At 58.5% G+C, this 18297-nt stretch carries 16 protein-coding genes, 1 tRNA gene and 2 pseudogenes; 8 read left to right on the top strand and 11 right to left on the bottom strand.

Features of this window, described 5'->3' with window-relative positions; all coding sequences use genetic code 11:
- The first annotated feature begins 86 nt into the window (after window positions 1-86).
- On the top strand, window positions 87-1052 hold the full coding sequence (locus tag PMA3_RS12505) for a ribose-phosphate diphosphokinase (protein WP_064677438.1): 966 nt from the start codon (window positions 87-89) through the stop codon (window positions 1050-1052).
- Between the two features lie 255 nt (window positions 1053-1307).
- On the opposite strand, the gene PMA3_RS12500 is transcribed toward PMA3_RS12505, so the two are convergent.
- The 3 genes from PMA3_RS12500 to PMA3_RS12490 form a co-directional block, all read right to left on the bottom strand.
- Window positions 1308-1562, bottom strand: a complete 255-nt coding sequence (locus tag PMA3_RS12500) for an Lpp/OprI family alanine-zipper lipoprotein (RefSeq protein WP_064677437.1) — start codon at window positions 1560-1562, stop codon at window positions 1308-1310.
- A 144-nt stretch (window positions 1563-1706) separates the two neighbouring features.
- Window positions 1707-4085 carry a phosphoketolase family protein gene (locus tag PMA3_RS12495; protein WP_064677436.1) on the bottom strand — a complete coding sequence of 793 codons (2379 nt, stop codon included), beginning with the start codon at window positions 4083-4085 and terminating at the stop codon, window positions 1707-1709.
- A 53-nt stretch (window positions 4086-4138) separates the two neighbouring features.
- Entirely contained in the window at window positions 4139-5062 is a 924-nt protein-coding gene (locus PMA3_RS12490) for a universal stress protein (protein ID WP_064677435.1), read from the bottom strand.
- A 325-nt stretch (window positions 5063-5387) separates the two neighbouring features.
- Here PMA3_RS12490 and PMA3_RS12485 point away from each other — a divergent pair, with 325 nt between their 5' ends.
- On the top strand, window positions 5388-5951 hold the full coding sequence (locus tag PMA3_RS12485) for a GNAT family N-acetyltransferase (RefSeq protein ID WP_064677434.1): 564 nt from the start codon (window positions 5388-5390) through the stop codon (window positions 5949-5951).
- A 97-nt stretch (window positions 5952-6048) separates the two neighbouring features.
- Here PMA3_RS12485 and PMA3_RS12480 read toward each other — a convergent pair.
- Both PMA3_RS12480 and PMA3_RS12475 read right to left on the bottom strand, forming a co-directional pair.
- Window positions 6049-6360 (bottom strand): annotated as a pseudogene (locus tag PMA3_RS12480) (dienelactone hydrolase family protein); the annotation flags it as partial.
- Window positions 6353-7060, bottom strand: a complete 708-nt coding sequence (locus PMA3_RS12475) for a phosphoribosyltransferase (protein WP_064677433.1) — start codon at window positions 7058-7060, stop codon at window positions 6353-6355. The gene PMA3_RS12475 and the pseudogene PMA3_RS12480, both read right to left, overlap by 8 nt.
- 158 nt (window positions 7061-7218) lie before the next feature.
- Here PMA3_RS12475 and PMA3_RS32480 point away from each other — a divergent pair, with 158 nt between their 5' ends.
- The 3 genes from PMA3_RS32480 (at window position 7219) to PMA3_RS12465 (ending at window position 10193) form a co-directional block, all read left to right on the top strand.
- A complete protein-coding gene (locus PMA3_RS32480; RefSeq protein ID WP_152032257.1) occupies window positions 7219-7419 on the top strand; it encodes a hypothetical protein in 201 nt (66 codons plus the stop codon).
- Window positions 7420-7557: 138 nt separating this feature from the next.
- Entirely contained in the window at window positions 7558-8985 is a 1428-nt protein-coding gene (locus PMA3_RS12470; protein WP_064677432.1) for a bifunctional enoyl-CoA hydratase/phosphate acetyltransferase, read from the top strand.
- Complete coding sequence (locus tag PMA3_RS12465; RefSeq protein ID WP_064677431.1) at window positions 8982-10193, top strand: acetate/propionate family kinase; 1212 nt, start codon at window positions 8982-8984, stop codon at window positions 10191-10193. The genes PMA3_RS12470 and PMA3_RS12465 overlap by 4 nt, the downstream gene beginning before the upstream one ends.
- Window positions 10194-10276: 83 nt before the next feature.
- Here the strand turns inward: PMA3_RS12465 and PMA3_RS12460 are convergent, their stop codons facing one another.
- The 3 genes from PMA3_RS12460 to PMA3_RS12450 all read right to left on the bottom strand — a co-directional run bounded on the left by PMA3_RS12460 (window position 10277) and on the right by PMA3_RS12450 (window position 13292).
- Window positions 10277-10747, bottom strand: a complete 471-nt coding sequence (locus tag PMA3_RS12460) for a hypothetical protein (protein ID WP_064677430.1) — start codon at window positions 10745-10747, stop codon at window positions 10277-10279.
- Between the two features lie 136 nt (window positions 10748-10883).
- Window positions 10884-12272, bottom strand: coding sequence for an MBL fold metallo-hydrolase RNA specificity domain-containing protein (locus tag PMA3_RS12455; protein WP_064677429.1), 1389 nt, complete (start codon window positions 12270-12272; stop codon window positions 10884-10886).
- A 57-nt stretch (window positions 12273-12329) separates the two neighbouring features.
- The gene (locus PMA3_RS12450) at window positions 12330-13292 is read right to left on the bottom strand and encodes a universal stress protein (protein ID WP_064677428.1); all 963 of its coding nucleotides are present in this window, start codon (window positions 13290-13292) and stop codon (window positions 12330-12332) included.
- Between the two features lie 265 nt (window positions 13293-13557).
- Here PMA3_RS12450 and PMA3_RS30705 point away from each other — a divergent pair.
- The 3 genes and pseudogenes from PMA3_RS30705 to PMA3_RS12440 all read left to right on the top strand — a co-directional run.
- Window positions 13558-13668, top strand: a pseudogene (locus PMA3_RS30705) (two pore domain potassium channel family protein); the annotation flags it as partial.
- A gap of 129 nt (window positions 13669-13797) precedes the next feature.
- Entirely contained in the window at window positions 13798-15240 is a 1443-nt protein-coding gene (locus PMA3_RS12445; protein ID WP_064677427.1) for a permease, read from the top strand.
- A 22-nt stretch (window positions 15241-15262) separates the two neighbouring features.
- On the top strand, window positions 15263-15505 hold the full coding sequence (locus PMA3_RS12440; protein ID WP_010455847.1) for a thioredoxin family protein: 243 nt from the start codon (window positions 15263-15265) through the stop codon (window positions 15503-15505).
- A gap of 235 nt (window positions 15506-15740) precedes the next feature.
- On the opposite strand, the gene PMA3_RS12435 is transcribed toward PMA3_RS12440, so the two are convergent.
- The 3 genes from PMA3_RS12435 to uvrC form a co-directional block, all read right to left on the bottom strand.
- Window positions 15741-15816 (bottom strand) — tRNA-Gly (locus PMA3_RS12435).
- Window positions 15817-15879: 63 nt separating this feature from the next.
- On the bottom strand, window positions 15880-16440 hold the full coding sequence (gene pgsA, locus PMA3_RS12430) for a CDP-diacylglycerol--glycerol-3-phosphate 3-phosphatidyltransferase (protein ID WP_064677426.1): 561 nt from the start codon (window positions 16438-16440) through the stop codon (window positions 15880-15882).
- A gap of 32 nt (window positions 16441-16472) precedes the next feature.
- Complete coding sequence (gene uvrC, locus PMA3_RS12425; protein ID WP_064677425.1) at window positions 16473-18296, bottom strand: excinuclease ABC subunit UvrC; 1824 nt, start codon at window positions 18294-18296, stop codon at window positions 16473-16475.
- Between the last annotated feature and the right edge of the window lies 1 nt (window position 18297).

Below are 18297 nucleotides of genomic sequence, written 5' to 3'. Positions count from 1 at the left end.
GCTTCAGGTCGGCAACGCGGCAAAAGGTCAGCGACACGTGCCACTGCGATGAAGCACATTTACCAACGGCCTCCCAGGAGCCCTGCATGCTCACCCTGCCCCCGCTTCTTTTTGCCCTGCAAGGCAGCGAGTCCTATGCCGTACGCGTGGCGCAGCGGCTTGGCTGCCAATTGGCACGCCATGAAGAGCGAGACTATGAAGACGGTGAGCATAAATGCCGTCCGCTGGATCCGGTAAACGGCCGCGAAGTCGTGGTGTTCCACGCCTTGTATGGAGATGGCCGACAGAGCGCCAACGATAAGCTATGTCGTCTGTTGTTTTTCTGCGGTGCACTCAAGGATGCCGGCGCTCGCCAGGTGGTGGTGGTGGCACCCTACCTCTGCTACGGGCGCAAGGATCGCCGCAGTCAGCCTCAGGATCCGACCATTACGCGCTATGTAGCGGCCTTTTTTGAAGCCAGTGGCGTAGATCGCCTGATCACCCTGGAGGTGCATAATCCGGCGGCGTTCGACAACGCGTTTCGCATGCCTGCGTGGAATCTGCAGTGTGCGGAACTGTTCGCCGAGCATTTCGCCCCTCTGGTCGGGGACGCCGAATTGGTTGCGGTTTCCCCGGACTCAGGGGGCATCAAGCGAACCGAGCAGTTTCGTCAGGCCCTGGAGCGACAACTGGGACGTTCTGTCGGCAGCGCTTTGATGGAAAAGCACCGTGCCGATACCACGCTGACGGGCACCCTCCTGGTCGGCGATGTCTGCAACAAGATAGCCATCGTTTTCGACGACCTGATCAGCACGGGGGAAACGCTCAAGCATGCCGGCAATGCCTGTCGGAAGGCTGGCGCCGGACGCTTGTTCGCAGCCGCCACCCATGGGTTATTTACCACTGGCAGTCAACTGTTCGACCCGCCGATCTTTGAACACATCGCGATCACAGACACCGTGCCGCCGTTTCGCCTGCCCCCTGACTGCGTAACGCGTCAGTTGCAGGTACTGGACAGTACCGCCCTGATTGCCACCTTTCTGGCAGAAAATGGAGCATTTGATTGCGTCTGAGCGGATGGATTGATCATGTCTCCCCCATCGATGCGCACCTTGTGTGCATCAGTACTTGTTGCTCACGATGTTCCAGCGAGCCGGTGACCGTGCCCGCCACGCCAAGAAATGTCATTCGCATGCCGGGGTACGAACCATCTCTAGGGGGCATTCAACAGAATACGTTTAATTTTCACCATCGCAGTCCTCACCCTGCCCCTGAAACCGGGTGTAATGCCCACCCGATGTCCTGTCGGGTCCAGGGGCAATCACTCATCACTTGCGCGTAGCCTTCTGCAGCATCCGGCTGGCGCGCATATTCGCCTCATCGGCTGTGCGTTGCGCCTGGCTGGCCGCTTGCGCTGCCTGTTCGGCCTTGTTGTAGGCCTCATCGGCCCTGAGCCGTGCGGTAGCGGCATTGTTTTCGGCGGACTCCAGCCGGGCATCGATTTCCTGGGCGTGCTTATTGCTGCACCCGGCCGTCGCGGCCATCAAAACACTCAGCAATGCAACGGACACATACTTGTTCATGGTTATTCCCTCGGTTGAATGCGGCTGAAAAGTCTCGGACCTCTGAACCGAGTATCGGGCGTCAGCGCCTGCGCACTCTGAATTTTGTCATCAGATCGCGGACCGGGTGGCCTTGGCGGTGCCCGGTGTCAGCCAGGTGAACAATCAATTGCGGGCTGCCACGGGCGTCCACTGCCAGTTCAGTACTTCCGGCATGTCCTGCCCATTTTCTATGAGGTAGAGCTTGTGTTTCTCCATGGTCGACCAGTAGCGCGACCGCGCGCTTTGCACCTGATCGTGCAGCCGGGGTACGCGTTCGATGACGTCCAGTGCCAACTGATAACGATCCAGGTTGTTGAGCACCGCCATATCGAACGGCGTGGTGGTCGCGCCCTCCTCGTTGAACCCGCGCACGTGAAAATTCTCATGATTGGTGCGCTTGTAGATCAGTCGATGGATCAGTGCCGGGTAGCCGTGGAAGGCAAAAATCACCGGCTTGTCGCACGTAAACAACTCATCGAAAGTGCGGTCCGGCAGACCATGGGGGTGCTGGAACGAGGATTGCAAAACCATCAAGTCCACGACATTGACCACCCGCACCCGCAAGTCCGGCACGTACTCGCGCAACAGGGTCACGGCGGCCAGTGTTTCCAGAGTCGGCACGTCACCAGCGCAGGCCATCACCACGTCCGGGTCGCCATCATCACGACACGCCCAGCTCCAGCGACCGATACCCGTCTGGCAGTGGCGGATGGCGGCATCAATATCCAGCCATTGCCATTCCGGTTGCTTGCCGGCGACGATGACATTGATGTAGTTGCGGCTTCGCAGGCAGTGGTCAGTCACGGACAGCAGGCAATTGGCATCGGGTGGCAAGTAGATGCGTACCACGTCCGACTTTTTATTGGCCACCAGATCGATGAACCCCGGGTCCTGGTGGGAGAACCCGTTATGGTCCTGACGCCAGACATGGGAGGTCAGCAAGTAATTGAGCGAAGCGACCGGTTTGCGCCACGGCACCTCGGCGGCGGTCTTCAGCCATTTGGCATGCTGGTTGACCATCGAATCGACGATATGGATAAAGGCCTCGTAACAGGACAGCAGACCATGGCGTCCGGTCAGCAAATAGCCCTCCAGCCAGCCTTCGCACACCTGTTCACTGAGGATCTCCATCACCCGGCCATCGGCCGCCAGGTTGAGGTCGTCCGGCTCCAGCGGCTCCATCCAGGCCTTGGCGCTGACCTCATAGACGGCATCCAGCCGGTTCGAGGCGGTTTCATCCGGGCCGAACAGGCGAAAATTGCTGGCGCTCAGGTTGTTTTTCATCACGTCGCGCAAATACGTGCCCATCACCCGTGTGGCCTCCGCCCGCTGGCTGCCAGGCACTTCGAACGGCACGGCATAGTCGGTAAAGCGCGGCAGATCCAGCGCTCGCAACAGTACGCCACCGTTGGCATTGGGGTTGGCGCTCATGCGTCGATGACCGGTCGGTGCCAGCGCGGCAATTTCGGGCAACAACGCTCCATCGGCATCGAACAGTTCGTCGGGGCGATAGCTGTTGAGCCATTCTTCCAGCTGGCACAGATGAGCCGGTTGCTGGAAATCGGCCAGCGGCACCTGATGCGCACGCCAGGTGCCCTCGACTCGATGGCCATCGACGAATTTCGGACCGGTCCAACCTTTGGGGGTTCGTAACACCAGCATTGGCCACAGGGGCCGTTCCGGCGGCGCGGATCGCGAGGAGCGGCGCGCGTCGAGCTGAATGCCTCGAATCTTCACGACCATGGTGTCCAGCGTCTGGGCCAGGGCCTGATGCACTTGCATCGGGTCGTCGCCTTCGACGAAATAGGGATCGTAGCCATAGCCATACAGCAGGGCTGACAGTTCATCCTCACTGATTCTGGACAGTACGGTGGGGTTGGCGATCTTGTAGCCGTTAAGGTGCAGGATCGGCAATACCGCACCGTCACGCACCGGATTCAGGAACTTGTTGGAATGCCAACTGGCGGCCAGCGTGCCTGTTTCCGCCTCACCGTCACCGATAACGCAGGCGACGATCAGCTCCGGATTGTCAAACGCGGCACCATAGGCATGGGCCAGGCTATAGCCAAGTTCGCCACCTTCATGGATCGATCCGGGAATCTGTGCCGATACATGGCTGGAAATGCCATAAGGCCAGGAAAACTGCCGAAACAGGCGAACCAGGCCGTTGCTGTTGCACTCCACCGACGGACAGAACTCGGTGTACGTGCCTTCGAGGTAGGTCTGGGCGACCACCGCCGGGCCGCCATGACCGGGACCGGCGATGAAAATCATGTTCAGATCGTGCTGTTTGATCAAGCGATTGAGGTGTGTGTAGATCAGGTTCAACCCGGGCGTCGTGCCCCAATGGCCGAGCAGGCGCGGCTTGATGTGCTCCAGGGACAACGGCAGCTTCAGCAGCGGGTTGTCCTTGAGGTAAATCTGCCCCACGGCCAGATAATTGGAGGCCCGCCAATAGGCATCCAACCCCTCCAGTTGCTCAGCATTCAGAAAATCGCTCATGTCCTTCTCCGCCGCAGCCCAACCCACTGATAGACGTCTTCGTGCCCCATTGCTCAGGATTGCAACATCTGGCCCGGCTTGATCGCCAACACGCTGCACGGCGCCCGATGCAACAACTGTTCGGCCGTGGTCCCCAGTAACTTGTCCAGGCCCTTGTTTTGTACCGTGCCCATGACAATGACATCGCAGTGGTGCTCGGCGGCGAACTCACAAATGCTCGGTACCGGCATGCCCTCCTTGAAGTGGCGACATTCGGGTGGCACGCCGTGACGTTCGGCGATGGCCGCAAACGCCTCATTCTGAGCCACTCCCAACGCTTCATAAATTCCGGTGGCCAGCGGCAGTGCGCCAAAGCCTATGTCCTGGGCATACAAGGACGTCCAGTCAAACACATGCAGCAGTTCCAGCCGGGCATCGCAGACCTCGGCCAACTTCACGGCGGCGTCGATGATCTGGTCGTTGAATTCATGATCCTGCTCTTCACTGCGCAGCACATCGATGATCGCCAACACATTGCGTGGACGCGGGTTGAGCGCATGGGTCACCAAATGCACCGGTACCGGACAGTCGCGCAACAGTTGCCAATCCAGCGGCGTGAAGAACACCCGTTTCAAGGCCGGTTCTTCCTGCGCATCCTTGATGATCAGCGCCAGCGGCATCTCATTGACGAATTGCACAATCTCCTCGTAGGGATGCTGGACCCACACCACTTCGCTGGTGACCTGGATGCCGAGTTTACTCATCGACCCGGTTTGCTCCGTCAACCATTGCCGATGGGCTTGCAGGTAGCCTTCAAGGGCCTGGCTGATCTGCTCGGGGGCAAAGAAGCCGGCCACCGCCAGGGCCTGGACATAATCAAACGCCACAATGTGCAAGGGTAATTGCAGGGCATGTGCCAATGCGGCAGCCCGGTCGAATGCCGGTGTACGGGTCATGGCTTGGGGAGCAATCAACAGTAAGCGCTGGAGTTGCGACATGGAACACCTCGGCATGCGGACAATGGCATGGAACACGCCTTCAGAATGAGCGCGTCACCTTCAGCCGACTTGATATTTGTCAGTTATCGGTGAGCCGCGATCAGATGAGCACGAGGCGACTGGATGATTGATCAGCGCCGCGATCAGGCTGCTCACGCTGGCGGTGGCATCGAACACAGAGTACGGCTACCGGTCCAGACATCCTGTTTGTGGTGTTCAGTTCTGATCCAGATCATGTTCGCCAGCGGCCAACAGTGTAGAAACAAGTGAACCGCGTCGTTCATCACTGCGCGCCCACCCTTGATACCGGACGGAGGATCGCCCGATGTTCACTGTCAAAAATCATCATTATCGGGCTGCTGAAGCCTGTGCCAAAGTCAAAGGCCAATACTGGATCGAAACCCTTCAGGATGGCGGTCACGTGTTGATCCGGCAGTTGACGGATAAAGACCGCGAGCGTGAATACGCCTTCATCAAACTTCTGTCCCCCGAGTCCCGGCACATGCGCTTTCTCTCGCGGGTCAACGAACCTCAAAAAGCCATGGCTGGCCCCAGGTTGGACATCGATAGCAAACAGCGCACGGCGTACATCGCACTGGTTCACGAGGATGGCCAACTGATCGAGATTGGCGTCAGCCGCTATGGCGCCACGGACGAGCACAAATGTGAATGTACCGTGACAGTCGCCGAAGAATGGAAGCAGCTGGAATTGGGTACGCTACTGATGGAACATTTGATCACGGCCGCGCGCAAGAATGCTTTCCACCACATTTACGCGGTTGACGAATCCAGCAATGCGCCCATGCGCGCCCTGGCCAGATCCCTGGGCTTCGAGACGCGCGACGATCCCTTCGAAACCCGCAAGGTCGTTCACCTCCTGTACCTGTAATCATCCTGCAGCCACGATGCAGATTGGCAGGATGACCCGGCGCTGTACGGTCACTTCGTCAAACGCGCCGGCCTGATGCCCTGTGAACAGTCGGCGAGCGCAAATCCGCGTCCCGGCCTACCCAATCGATCACCTCCACCAGCCGCCCGGCAAGCAAGTCGATATCGAACCGTAGCTCGCCGGTGAGGTTATCCAGGCGTTGCTCTGGCTCCGTAAGCAGGTCGAACAACAGCGACCCCAATCCCCGTCTGGCCAGCGTCTGCGCGACAAACTGATTACGCGGACTCAAACGGCCACTGCCGCTGCCATGTACGAAGATCACCAGACCGTCAGCATGGAGCGGCAGCCGTAAATCGGCGGATAACTCGACGTCTTGCAATTCCAGCTGTCGAGATTGAGGCTCAATCATCGAGAGGCTCCTGAGAGGAGGAATCGCCGTGGGCCTCTCGTAGCCAGGCCCGCTGCAACAAATCATTCACTTCTTCATCCGAGGTCTGGGGGAAGTGCAAGTACCAATAACCGATCGACATCATCCATTCAGGCATGAGTGGGCAAATCACCTCATCGACTTCGAAGCTCAGCGTCTCCACCGTTTCCAGTGGCGCAACCGGCACGGCAACGACGATGCGAGCAGGTGCTTGCATGCGCACCGCGCGGATTGCCGCCATCATCGAGGCGCCCGTCGCCAGACCGTCATCGACCAGTATCACCACCTGCCCCTTGAGCTGCACGGGTGGCCGGGCGCCCCGGTAGAGCTGCTCGCGCCGCTGCAATTCCCGTGTTTCGCGCTCGACCACCGCCTCGAATGCGGCCGCAGAAATCGGATGAGTACGCAGCGCTTCTTCATTTCGGATCTGGATACCGCCACTGGCAATGGCGCCCATGGCGAACTCCGGGTTGGATGGCACGCCCAGTTTGCGCACCAGCATCAGGTCCAGGCGCACGTTCAGGGCCTTGACCACTTGATAGGCGACCGGTACGCCGCCACGGGGCAAGGCCAGGACGATGACATCGTTTCGATGCGCGTATTTGAGCAACGGTTCCACCAGACGACGACCGGCTTCTGCCCGGTCCTTCAAGGTGGTATGCAATGAGGGGCTTTGACTCATGAAAAACCTCCTCAGGCGATGACGCCTGGCGTTTCGTTACAACAAGGCCTTGTCCGATCCAGACCCAGAACGCTGGATGGCACCTGGTACAGAATGCAGGGTCGGGTTGATGATGAGTAACAAGCGTTGATATTGGCTCATGATCTGACTCCAGACAGATGGAACTCGACGTCCACCGCCGCCCCATTGCCGAGGCCGGCGGTAACGCCTGCGCCGGATCAGGCACCAGCGTTTATCCAGAGTCCTCTGTTGATGTCGCCCTGGCGTTGATTTATATCAAATCCCTGCGCCAACCCAGCTCAAGTCGCCAGGGGGTGCTTTCGCAAAACACGATTGAATTTTCAGTTCATTGCGCTTGATCAATATCAATAGGGACGGGCCGAGAAGGATTATGCTGACATGGTTAACCCATCGGTTCCCGACGGGAGACGCCTCTGGAGCAGCGTTTACAGCAGCTAAAACCCACGCCATCCGCAATCCTGTCCAGGATCAAACCCATGACCCGTTCTATTCCTGTAAACACCGACGATCTGGAGCGAATACATAATCGATCGTTCGAGGAAATCATTATCGGCGAGTCGGCCTCTCTGGAGCGCACCCTGACAGCTCAAGACATTCAGCTGTTCGCACTGGTTTCCGGCGATGTGAACCCGCTGTACGTCGATCCGGAATTTGCCGCCACCACCCACTTCAACACTGTTTTCGCCCATGGCATGTGGGGGGGCGCGTTGATTTCGGCGCTGATTGGTACGCGGTTGCCAGGACCCGGTTCGGTGCCCTTGGGGCAAACCCTCAAGTTCCTTGCCCCGGTACGCATCGGTGACACACTGACGGTCTCGGTGACGGTTACTGCTCGCGACGCGGCGCGATATCTGCTCACACTGGCCTGTACCGGCATCAATCAGGAAGGCGTGGTAGTGCTGGAAGGTGAATCCCTGGTCCACGCGGCCGGCGAGCATATCGATGTGCGTCGAGCCAGCCTGCCGGGCATAGAACTGCGCCACAGCGCCGACGGTCTGAATCGTTTGTTGCAAGCCTGCCAGACGCTGGAGCCGATTCGCGTTGCGGTGGTACATCCTTGCGACGACGTGAGTATCAAGGCGGTCCTTGATGCCCGCAATGCAGGGTTGATCGACCCGATCCTGATTGGCCCAAGAGCCAAACTCGAAGCATTGGCGGCCAAGGGCGGCCACGACCTTTGCGGTCTCACCATCGAAGACGTGCCCCACAGCCACGCTGCCGCCCTGCGTGGTGCGCAAATGGCCCGTGACGGTCAAGTCGAAGCCTTGATGAAAGGCAGCCTGCACACCGACGAATTGATGTCCGCCGTGGTGCCGTCCGCGGCCCTATTGCGTACCAAGCGGCGCATCACCCACTGTTTCGTGATGCAGACGCCTTTTTATCCGCGCCCCTTCATCATCACCGATGCAGCGATCAATATCGTGCCAGCCCTGCTCGACAAACTGGACATCGTGCGTAACGCCATCGATCTGGCGCATATCCTCGGCGTCAGTAATCCCCATGTGGCGATCCTCGCTGCCGTGGAAACGGTGAATGCCAACATGCCCGCCACCCTTGATGCCGCAGCGCTGTGCAAGATGGCTGATCGCGGCCAGATCACTGGTGCGGTCCTTGACGGGCCGCTGGCGTTCGACAACGCCATCTCCCTGGCGGCGGCGCGTATCAAGGGCATTCACTCAGCTGTTTCCGGTAAAGCCGACATTCTCGTAGTGCCTGATCTGGAAAGCGGCAATATGCTCGTCAAACAACTGGAATACCTGGGCGGTGCCGCCAGCGCGGGTATCGTGCTTGGTGCCAAAGTGCCGATTGTCCTGACCAGCCGCGCCGACTCCGTCGAATCGCGCATCGCGTCCTGTGCCATCGCCGCGCTGGTCGCCCATCACTATCGGGTAACCCCGCCATGAACGACACGGAGAACGGTGAAGTGATTCTGGTCCTTAATGCGGGGTCGTCGAGCATCAAGTTCGCCTTGTTCGACGCCACCTGCAGCCCTTTGGCTCGCACACCGCTGTGGCGCGGGAAGGTCGACGGCATCACGGGGCCAAACTCGGTGGTCAGCGAAAACGGCGGCGACGATCAGCCACTGACCCTCGATGAAAGCCATCCTTATCACGATGCCCTTGGGTATATTCGTGAACGGCTGCGAACTCAGCTGGTAGGCCGTTCGATCAGGGCTATCGCCCACCGCGTCGTGCATGGAGGGATTAAATACTCAAAACCGGTATTGATCGACACGCAAGTGCTGGCCGACCTTAAAAGCTACATCCCGCTAGCCCCTCTGCATCAGCCCTTCGCGCTGGAGTCCATCGAAATACTGCTGCAAACCCGCCCCGACCTGCCACAAGTGGTGTGTTTCGATACCGCATTCCACCAAACCCTGCCAGACGTGGAGAAAATCCTGCCGCTGCCTTGGTCGGCCTGGGAAAACGGCCTGCGTCGTTACGGGTTTCACGGGCTTTCCTATTGCTACCAATCCATTGCGCTGGCCGAGCGCTATGGCGATCAGGCGCGTGGCCGGACGCTGGTCGCGCACTTGGGCAGCGGTGCCAGCCTGTGCGGCATGCAAGACTTGAAAAGCGTCGCCACCACCATGGGTTTCTCAGCGCTGGACGGTTTGATGATGGGCTCCCGCTGCGGGGCGATGGACCCTGGTGCGGTGATTTTCCTGATGGAAATCTGGAAGCTGAGCCTCGAGCGGGTCAGCCATATTCTGTATCACGAGTCTGGTCTGCTGGGAATTTCCGGCATATCCAGCGACCCGCGCGAATTGCTCAAAGTCGAAACCACTGAGCCTCGCGCGGCCATGGCCCTTGCGTTGTACCTGCGCCGCTTCATCCACGAAGCCGGCGCCCTTGTCGCGGCACTGGGTGGTCTGGACATGCTGGTGTTCACGGCAGGTATTGGCGAACACAACGCGGCGATTCGCTCTCGTATGTGCGCTGGCCTGCAGTATCTGGGCGTCGAACTGAACGAAACGGCGAACCAGGCCAATGCCTCAGTGATCTCGACCCCGGCCAGCCGAGTCAAGGTGGTGGTCGAGCCCACCAACGAAGAATGGGTCACAGCGCTCGATGCCCTCCGCCTGACCGAGCCAGCCAACCTGCAACAGTAACTGGGCATCTCGCTGCCTAAAAAGCCTGAAGCCATGACCCCTATGGCACCCAAGAATGCGTTGGAACAGATCGCGGGCAAGTGCTAGCGCCCCCCTCCTTCAAGGGTCAGGCGCTTGGCCAGTTCGACATTGGGCAGCCACAGGGCGCTGATGCAGGCCTCCTCGTCCTTTTCCGTCACGGGTTCAAGAGCCATCGAATCAAGCATGCGCATGTTGACCATGGCCAGACGCACGATACCGTTTTTGTCGAGGAAGGAATGTGCCACACATTCACACAATGGCCGAGCCAGGGCTTTTGTGAGGGGATCTGTATCGGCATTCTCAAGCTCGATCTCTAAACGCGCTGTGCACGTGTCTACCAAGTCCTGCACCGCGAGAGAGGCGAAGTGAAACACCGTGAAATATCCCGCCATCAGCGCCACCAAGACCGACAGCAGGATGGTCGCTTCCCGCCTCCAGGAACCTGTGCCCGTCCAGTGCAGGTACCTGTGCACCGCAACTCTGCTCCTGTCCTGAACCGCGTGATACCCGCCGAAAAGCTTGTTGTTTGCCATGACTGGACTCTCGCCGTCTTTATCAAAATAATGGCGCGGCCCGAAAAATGCCGTTTGATCTGGATCAACCCAGATGCAACTGGTCCGTCTTCTTGACCTGCAAGGAACCATGTCTCAAACGGCGGTGGTTTTTTTGTTACCTGGATGAGCTTGCAGTGAGATCAATGCTGGAGAGTTCAACGCTATCGCGATACTCCGGCACCGAAACCGACCACCCCAACTCCTGGCTGATGCGTCGGCGCAGCACATCCGACGCGTTAGGCTCCCCGTGGACGACAAATGTATGTTTTGGCGGCTGCTTGAACCCGCGCAGCCACTGCATGATTTCATCGGCATCGGCGTGCGCGGACAAGGTTTCCATCGGCACGACTTCAGCCCGGATCGGCACGTCTTTACCATGGATACGCACTGAAGGCGCTCCCGCAACAATTTGCGCGCCACGGGTGCCACCGGCCTGGAAACCAGGCATCAGCAGCGTGTTAATTGGATTGGGAGCCAGTGCCTTGAGGTGATGTACCACTCGCCCTCCTGTCGCCATGCCGCTGGCAGCTATGATCACCGCTGGGGTGCGTTGCTGATCAAGTTCTCTCGAGTCATCGACGGTGCGTACGAATTGCGCCACATGGCACATGCCTTCGCACTCCTCCAGCGATAATCTGTGCTCGCTGCGAAAACGCTGGTACAAAAGCGTGACATCGGTGGCCATGGGGCTGTTGAGGTAGATTGGAATATCGGGAATTGCCCGTTTGCGCTTCAACTGATACAGGTGATACATCAGCAGTTGAGCGCGCCCAACCGCGAAGGATGGCACGAGGGTAATCCCTCGGCGCAGCGCCGTGCGGGTGATGACCTCGGCCAATTGCGCCTGTGGCGCCTCGCCCGGATGTTGACGATCACCATAGGTCGACTCCACCAACAGGTAATCCGCCTGCTCGACAGGTTCCGGAGCGAACATCAAAGGATCGTCCGGCCGCCCCAAATCCCCTGAAAACACCAGGGCCAGGCCGTCGGCATTCACTTCCACCGTAGCGGCACCCAGAATATGCCCGGCGCCACGAAGCAGGATCGTCATGTCCGCGGCGATTTCCACCTTGTGGTGCAACTCCACCGGCCGCAACAGTTTCAGTGCTCGCTCGGCATCTTGTTCAGTATAAAGCGGCAACGCCGGGCTGTGCTTTGAGAAGCCGTGCCGATTGGCGAACTCAGCCTCCTCTTCCTGCAAGCGGCCACTGTCCAACAGCAGAATTTTTACCAACTCACAGGTGGCGGGCGTGGCGTACACCGGGCCGCGATAACCATTGCGCACCAATACGGGTAAATATCCGCTGTGATCGAGATGGGCATGGGTCAGGACAATGGCATTGAGGTCGCTGACCGGAAGCTGGAACGGGTCCCGATTGTGTAATCGCAGTTGCTTATAGCCCTGGAACAGACCGCAATCGATCAGCACATGTTGGTTACGGTGTTCCAGCAAGTACTTGCTGCCCGTGACCGTGCCCGCGGCACCAAGAAATGTGATTCGCATGGCCATTTTCCTTGAACATTCAGAGGAACGCTATTGATCGCTCTTTTTGGCTCAAGGTCAGTTGATTTTTATCAACTGCAGGCTCGATGGTGCCTCGTTCAACCGGGTGGGGGGTAAGGGTTTAACGATCATCAAACTGCACGGTGCCCGGTTTAACACGCTCTCGGCGGTATCCCCGATAAACCGGTCAGGCCTATGGTGATAAACCGTGCCCAGCACCACGATGTCGAAGGCATTTTGTTGAGCGAAAAGGCCGATGACCTTGTGGGGGATGCCCGTCAGTGAGTGTCGGCGGGTATTCTTGATGCAATAGCGTTCGGCAAGCACATCGAAAGCCTCTTGCTGGGCATCTTCAACCGCGTCTCTAAAACTTTCATAAAGACTGCCTGTTGGCACACTCATCGGCGCATCGCTAATCTCTGACCAACGACAGACATTAAGCAAGTGCAGCGCCGCATCGCAGCTGGCTGCCAGAGTCGAGGCCAGATCGAGTATTCGGTCATTTAAACCCTGCGTCATCTCTTCCAGATGGGACAGATCGATCGCCGCAAGAATGTTCAATGGCTTGGGGTTTCTGACACTGGTCACCAGATGCAGGTGGGTCGGACACTCGCGCAGCAGTCGCCAGTCCAGAGGCCTGTGAAAGGCACGGTCAAGTGCCGGCACGTAATGGGTATCCTTGATGACCAGGTCCGGATGAAAGTCATTCACGTACTCAAGCAGGTTGGTCAAGCTCGACTTGGCCCAGACCACTTCGGTGCTCACCAGCATGCCGCCACATCGGTAAAATCGGGCCTGCTGCTCCAGCCAATGACGGTGTACCCGCAGATAACCTTCCCGCGCCTGAGCCATCGCATCATGGTCAAGCAGACCAGCTACCGCCAGGGCCTGGACATAATCGAACGCGACAATGTGCAACAAGGCACCGGTTGCACACGCCAAGGCACGCGCACGCGCAAACGCCGGAGTCAGGGCCATTTCGCTGGAGGCTATCAATAGAATGCGTTTGAGCTTGAGCATCACATACCTCGCCCTGAAACCTTCCTGCCCGTGTGCAAGCCCGACTCCTTGTCAGGGGCCTTGAGTCAAACGCTTGTTACGTCGACTTGCTGACTGCGATCATGCTCATGGCCGCGGCTGCGGCCGCGGCCAGCAAAATATCCGGCAATCAAAGTACAAGTGCGTCTTTAAAATCGTCCCGTCAACGTGTTGCGAGTGGAGAAATTGCAGCTCGATTATTTGGTGTTTTGCCGTGGGGGATCTGACTTTTATCAACTAATCAGCAGCTCTTTTCGCACACGCGATAGAGGTCTGGTGCTTCGCGCTGGTTTATTACCTGATGGTGCACTCCGGGAAATGGGGCGGCCTGACGGGTAACTTCGACGGTTCGCTGCTGCAACGCCACGCTGTCGTCTAGCGAATTACGTAAAATTTTTCTGCCTACAACTGATCTACGTCAACTCCGTTCAACGCACAGCAAATACCTTAAATCCTAACCTTTAATGATAATATTCCAAGGGTCGCCATGGACCTCGTACTTAAGTTAATCAATGGTGGAGCTGGCAGTCTGGCTTCCTACTTGGCGGCCCACGTCCTGCTTTGCCTGTTGCCAGCGTTTTTCATTGCCGGGGCCATGGCAGCACTTATTCCTAAAGCCAGCATCACTCACTGGCTAGGTCGACATGCACCTGTCTATGTTTCCTTCCCGGCGGCGGCACTGGCGGGATCACTGATTGCCGTCTGCTCATGCACGATTGTTCCTTTGTTCGCGGGCGTTTACCGCAAAGGCGCGGGTATCGGCCCGGCGATCACCTTTCTGTTTTTTGCTCCGGCAGGAAATATCATGGCACTCGCCTATACCGGCAGCATTCTGGGAGCGGAGTTTGCAATCGCCCGTTTGATCCTCTGCCTGGTCTTTGGCATCGGTATTGGCTTGCTGATGGCTACCCTATTCTGGAAAGACGACCTGACCCACGACGCACAGGCGGATGCCCTGTTCGCAGAGAAGGCCAGCGTTTCCGGGCCCGCACTGGGCGTACTTCTATCTTTGCTGGCCTTGCTGATTGCGGGCACCTTGAAACTGTGGCCCCTGACTGCAGACCTGATCAGTATCAAAGTCCCGCTTTTCTGGGCCCAAGCGTGGCAGGACACCCTGTTTGACTGGGTTCCATACGACGTCAGCAAAGGGGAAGAAGGCGTGAGCTTCCAAGGGTCTGTACTCATCATCCTGCTCCTGATGATTGCCGCCACGGCCAAGCGTGGTCTGGATAACATCACCGAAGGTGCCAATGGCTGGACATGGGTTGCGCTGGGTCTGACCGCAAGCACTTTGCTGATCGCCTCGATGCGCCTGACGCCAGAACCTGGCACATTAGCCTTCACCTTCACGGGTCGTTTATTCGGGGTCGCATTGACCATACTGTCTGTTTGGTACTTTGCCCGAAAACTGCCAGCCGAAGACTGGCAAGGCTGGTTATGGGAAGCCTGGCGCTTCGTCAAGCAGATATTTGTTGTGCTGGTGGTGGGTGTATTCATCGTCGGTATGGTTCGCCAGGTTATTCAACCCGAGTGGATTGAAAGCCTTGCAGGCAGCAACTCATTGCCCGCCAATGCCATAGCAGTAGGGTTCGGCGTGTTCATGTACTTCCCAACCTTGGTCGAAGTGCCCGTCGCCCGCATGTTCCTTGATCTAGGTATGCATCCTGGCCCGCTCTTGGCGTACCTGATGGCGGATCCTGAACTTAGCTTGCAGAGCATGCTGATGGTGGCGGCTGTGATTGGTCGGAAGAAGACCGCTGCCTATGTTGGGTTAGTCGCTTCGTTCAGCATCGTGGCAGGCCTGCTCTATGGTGCCTGGGTCGATGGCACCGGCTGGCTTACCCTTGGTGCAGGAATGGCGGCCTCGCTGGCCATAACCGGTGCAATTTACCAATTGAGCCGTTATCAACGTAAACAAACAGCAAGCTGACTTTCACACCAAGGAGCTTCCAATGCTGAACATCAAAATCCTCGGTTCAGGGTGCGCCAACTGCAAAAAACTGGAGGCCGTAGCCCGTCAAGCCACGCAGAATCTGAATATCCAGGCCGAATTCGAAAAGATCACCGACATGGGCAAGATGATGACTTATGACATCCTCGCCACGCCGGCTCTGGTGATCAACGAGAAGGTTGTAAGCAGCGGGAAGATTCCGACTGTTGCGGATATTCAGGGCTGGATTTCGACTGCGCAATGATATTGTCGATTCCCCAAGCTCAGGGACAGAAGACGTCGAGACTTGATATCGCGATTGATCTGATCGCGGGATTTGCCTGCCAGCCTCGCGAAAACCAGGCAGCGCCAAGTTGCGTGTAGTCAATACCGATGATTCGGGCGTGGATTTCAGTGGTTCCCGCCGGAACGAAAAAAGGACCCGAAGGTCCTGATTTCAATCACTTACAGAATTCAGTGGAACTCTGCAGCGCTATATTTGGAGCGGGAAACGAGACTCGAACTCGCGACCCCGACCTTGGCAAGGTCGTGCTCTACCAACTGAGCTATTCCCGCGTCTTGGTGTGGCGCATTCTATAGAATTCAGAAGCGCCGTCAAGCCTTTGATTCAAAAAAGTTTTATTTCTTTTCTGCATCGGTCTTCAGATGCGGCCAGGCAGCCCGCAGGTACTGGATCATCGACCACAATGTCAGGGCGGCGGAGACCAGCAGCAAGGCGTAACCCACCAGCACCCAGAACGAGAAGTCCGACGGGTTGGCCAGCAGGATCACCAGCGCCACCATCTGCGCGGCGGTTTTCCATTTGCCCAGGTTCGATACCGCGACGTGCGCCCGGGCGCCGAGTTCGGCCATCCACTCGCGCAGCGCCGAGACCACGATCTCGCGACCGATGATGACGGCGGCCGGCAGCGTGAGCCACAGGTTACCGTGTTCCTGCACCAGCAGCACCAGTGCCACGGCGACCATCAGCTTGTCGGCCACCGGATCGAGGAACGCCCCGAATGGCGTGCTTTGTTCCAGACGGCGGGCCAGGTACCCGTCCAGCCAGTCTGTGGCCGCAGCAAAGGCGAATACCGAGGCGGACGCCAGGTAGCTCCAATGGTAAGGCAGGTAAAACAGCAAAATAAAGATCGGAATGAGCAGGACGCGTAGAACGGTAATCAGATTAGGGATATTCATCGGCACAACTGGCTACGAGGTGAGGTGGCATTCTACTCGCTGTGCAGATTTGCATAAATCAACTCTGCGAGCTTTTTACTGATCCCGGGTGCTTTGGCGATCTCTTCGATGCTGGCACGAGACAGCTCCTGCAATCCACCAAAATGTTTCAACAAATCGCGCCGACGTGTCGGGCCGACGCCGGCTACGCCCTCAAGCGTAGACGTACGGCGGGTTTTGCCGCGACGGGCGCGGTGCCCAGTAATCGCGAAACGGTGAGCTTCGTCGCGTATCTGCTGAATCAAGTGCAGCGCGGGGGAATCGCCGCGCAAGGTGAATTCGTGGGCGGCATCATTCAGGTACAAAGTTTCGAAACCGGCCTTGCGTGTCGCGCCCTTGGCCACGCCCAGCAGGATCAGGTCGGGCACCGCCAGCTCGTTGAGCACATCCCGGGCCATGGACAGCTGGCCCTTGCCGCCGTCCACCAGCAGAATGTCCGGCAGCTTGCCCTCCCCGTCCTTCAGTTTGCTGAAGCGTCGGGTCAGGGCCTGGTGCATCGCGGCGTAGTCGTCGCCGGGGGTGACGCCTTCGATGTTGTAGCGTCGGTAGTCGGACTTGATCGGGCCTTCCGGGCCGAACACCACACAGGAGGCCACGGTCGCTTCGCCGCTGGAGTGGCTGATGTCGTAACACTCCAGCCGCTGGGGTGGCTCGTCAAGGTTCAGCACTTCGGCCAAGGCATCGAAACGTGCTGCAACATGCTGCCGGTTGGCCAGCCGCGCGCCCAGGGCCTGTTCGGCATTGGTGACAGCCAATTGCTGCCAGCGCGCCCGGGTACCACGGACCCTGTGACTGATGGTCAGTTCGCGACCGCGCAGCTTGTCGATGGCCGCGATCAGGGCCGGGAAGTCTTCATGAACCACGTTGACGATCAGTTCGCTCGGCAAGTCGCGTTCGGGGCTGCTGACGTAATATTGGCCGAGGAACGCCGCCATGACCTCGGACACGTCCTCTTCAATGCCTACCTGCGGGAAGAAGTTCTTGCTGCCCAGCACCCGCCCCCCGCGTACGCTGATCAAGTGCACGCAGGCACCGCCCGGGTTGACGAACGCGGCGATCACGTCGACATCGCCCGAGCCGCCTTCCATGCTCTGCTGGTCCTGGACCCGGCGCAGCAACGAGATCTGGTCGCGCAATTCGGCGGCCCGCTCGAATTCGAGGTTGATCGCCGCCTCCTCCATGGCAACGGACAATTCGTCCGTCAATGCATTGCTGCGCCCCTCGAGGAACATCACCGAGTGCCGTACGTCTTCGGCGTAGACCTCGGGCTCCACAAGGCCGACGCAGGGCGCCTTGCAGCGTTTGATCTGGTATTGCAGGCAGGGTCGCGTGCGGTTCTTGTAGTAACTGTCCTCGCACTGGCGCACGAAAAAGGTCTTCTGCAGCAGGCTGAGGCTTTCGCGAATGGCCCCGGCGCTGGGGTAAGGACCGAAATACTTACCCTTGGCTTTCTTCGCGCCGCGATGGATGCTCAAGCGCGGGAACTGGCCATCGGAGAGAAACACGTAGGGGTAGGATTTGTCGTCGCGCAGCAGGATGTTGTAGGGCGGGCGCCACTCCTTGATCAGCGTCTGCTCGAGCAACAGGGCTTCGGTTTCATTGGCGGTGATCGTCGTTTCGACCTGGGCGATACGCGCTACCAGCGCTGCGGTCTTGGGGGCGAGCCCGGACTTGCGGAAGTAGCTCGACAGACGACTCTTGAGGTTCTTGGCCTTGCCGACGTAGAGCAGGCGCGCATCGCTGTCGAACATGCGATACACACCTGGGCGCCCACTGACCGTCGAGAGAAAAGCGCCTGGATCAAAGGCTTCAGTCATT

Source organism: Pseudomonas silesiensis (assembly GCF_001661075.1).
In the GTDB taxonomy this organism is placed as follows: Bacteria; Pseudomonadota; Gammaproteobacteria; order Pseudomonadales; family Pseudomonadaceae; genus Aquipseudomonas; species Aquipseudomonas silesiensis.
The sequence above is the reverse complement of the archived record's forward strand: the minus strand, read 5'-3'. Positions and strand labels throughout refer to the sequence as shown.

What these genes read in the sequence shown, in the direction of transcription:
- PMA3_RS12500 (WP_064677437.1), bottom strand. Translation starts at nt 1,562, where the DNA reads ATGAACAAGTATGTGTCCGTTGCATTGCTGAGTGTTTTGATGGCCGCG.
- PMA3_RS12460 (WP_064677430.1), bottom strand. Translation starts at nt 10,747, where the DNA reads ATGGCAAACAACAAGCTTTTCGGCGGGTATCACGCGGTTCAGGACAGG.
- PMA3_RS12495 (WP_064677436.1), bottom strand. Translation starts at nt 4,085, where the DNA reads ATGAGCGATTTTCTGAATGCTGAGCAACTGGAGGGGTTGGATGCCTAT.
- PMA3_RS32480 (WP_152032257.1), top strand. Translation starts at nt 7,219, where the DNA reads ATGGAACTCGACGTCCACCGCCGCCCCATTGCCGAGGCCGGCGGTAAC.
- PMA3_RS12490 (WP_064677435.1), bottom strand. Translation starts at nt 5,062, where the DNA reads ATGTCGCAACTCCAGCGCTTACTGTTGATTGCTCCCCAAGCCATGACC.
- PMA3_RS12445 (WP_064677427.1), top strand. Translation starts at nt 13,798, where the DNA reads ATGGACCTCGTACTTAAGTTAATCAATGGTGGAGCTGGCAGTCTGGCT.
- PMA3_RS12455 (WP_064677429.1), bottom strand. Translation starts at nt 12,272, where the DNA reads ATGCGAATCACATTTCTTGGTGCCGCGGGCACGGTCACGGGCAGCAAG.
- PMA3_RS12465 (WP_064677431.1), top strand. Translation starts at nt 8,982, where the DNA reads ATGAACGACACGGAGAACGGTGAAGTGATTCTGGTCCTTAATGCGGGG.
- PMA3_RS12470 (WP_064677432.1), top strand. Translation starts at nt 7,558, where the DNA reads ATGACCCGTTCTATTCCTGTAAACACCGACGATCTGGAGCGAATACAT.
- PMA3_RS12505 (WP_064677438.1), top strand. Translation starts at nt 87, where the DNA reads ATGCTCACCCTGCCCCCGCTTCTTTTTGCCCTGCAAGGCAGCGAGTCC.
- uvrC (WP_064677425.1), bottom strand. Translation starts at nt 18,296, where the DNA reads ATGACTGAAGCCTTTGATCCAGGCGCTTTTCTCTCGACGGTCAGTGGG.
- PMA3_RS12450 (WP_064677428.1), bottom strand. Translation starts at nt 13,292, where the DNA reads ATGCTCAAGCTCAAACGCATTCTATTGATAGCCTCCAGCGAAATGGCC.
- PMA3_RS12475 (WP_064677433.1), bottom strand. Translation starts at nt 7,060, where the DNA reads ATGAGTCAAAGCCCCTCATTGCATACCACCTTGAAGGACCGGGCAGAA.
- PMA3_RS12485 (WP_064677434.1), top strand. Translation starts at nt 5,388, where the DNA reads ATGTTCACTGTCAAAAATCATCATTATCGGGCTGCTGAAGCCTGTGCC.
- PMA3_RS12440 (WP_010455847.1), top strand. Translation starts at nt 15,263, where the DNA reads ATGCTGAACATCAAAATCCTCGGTTCAGGGTGCGCCAACTGCAAAAAA.
- pgsA (WP_064677426.1), bottom strand. Translation starts at nt 16,440, where the DNA reads ATGAATATCCCTAATCTGATTACCGTTCTACGCGTCCTGCTCATTCCG.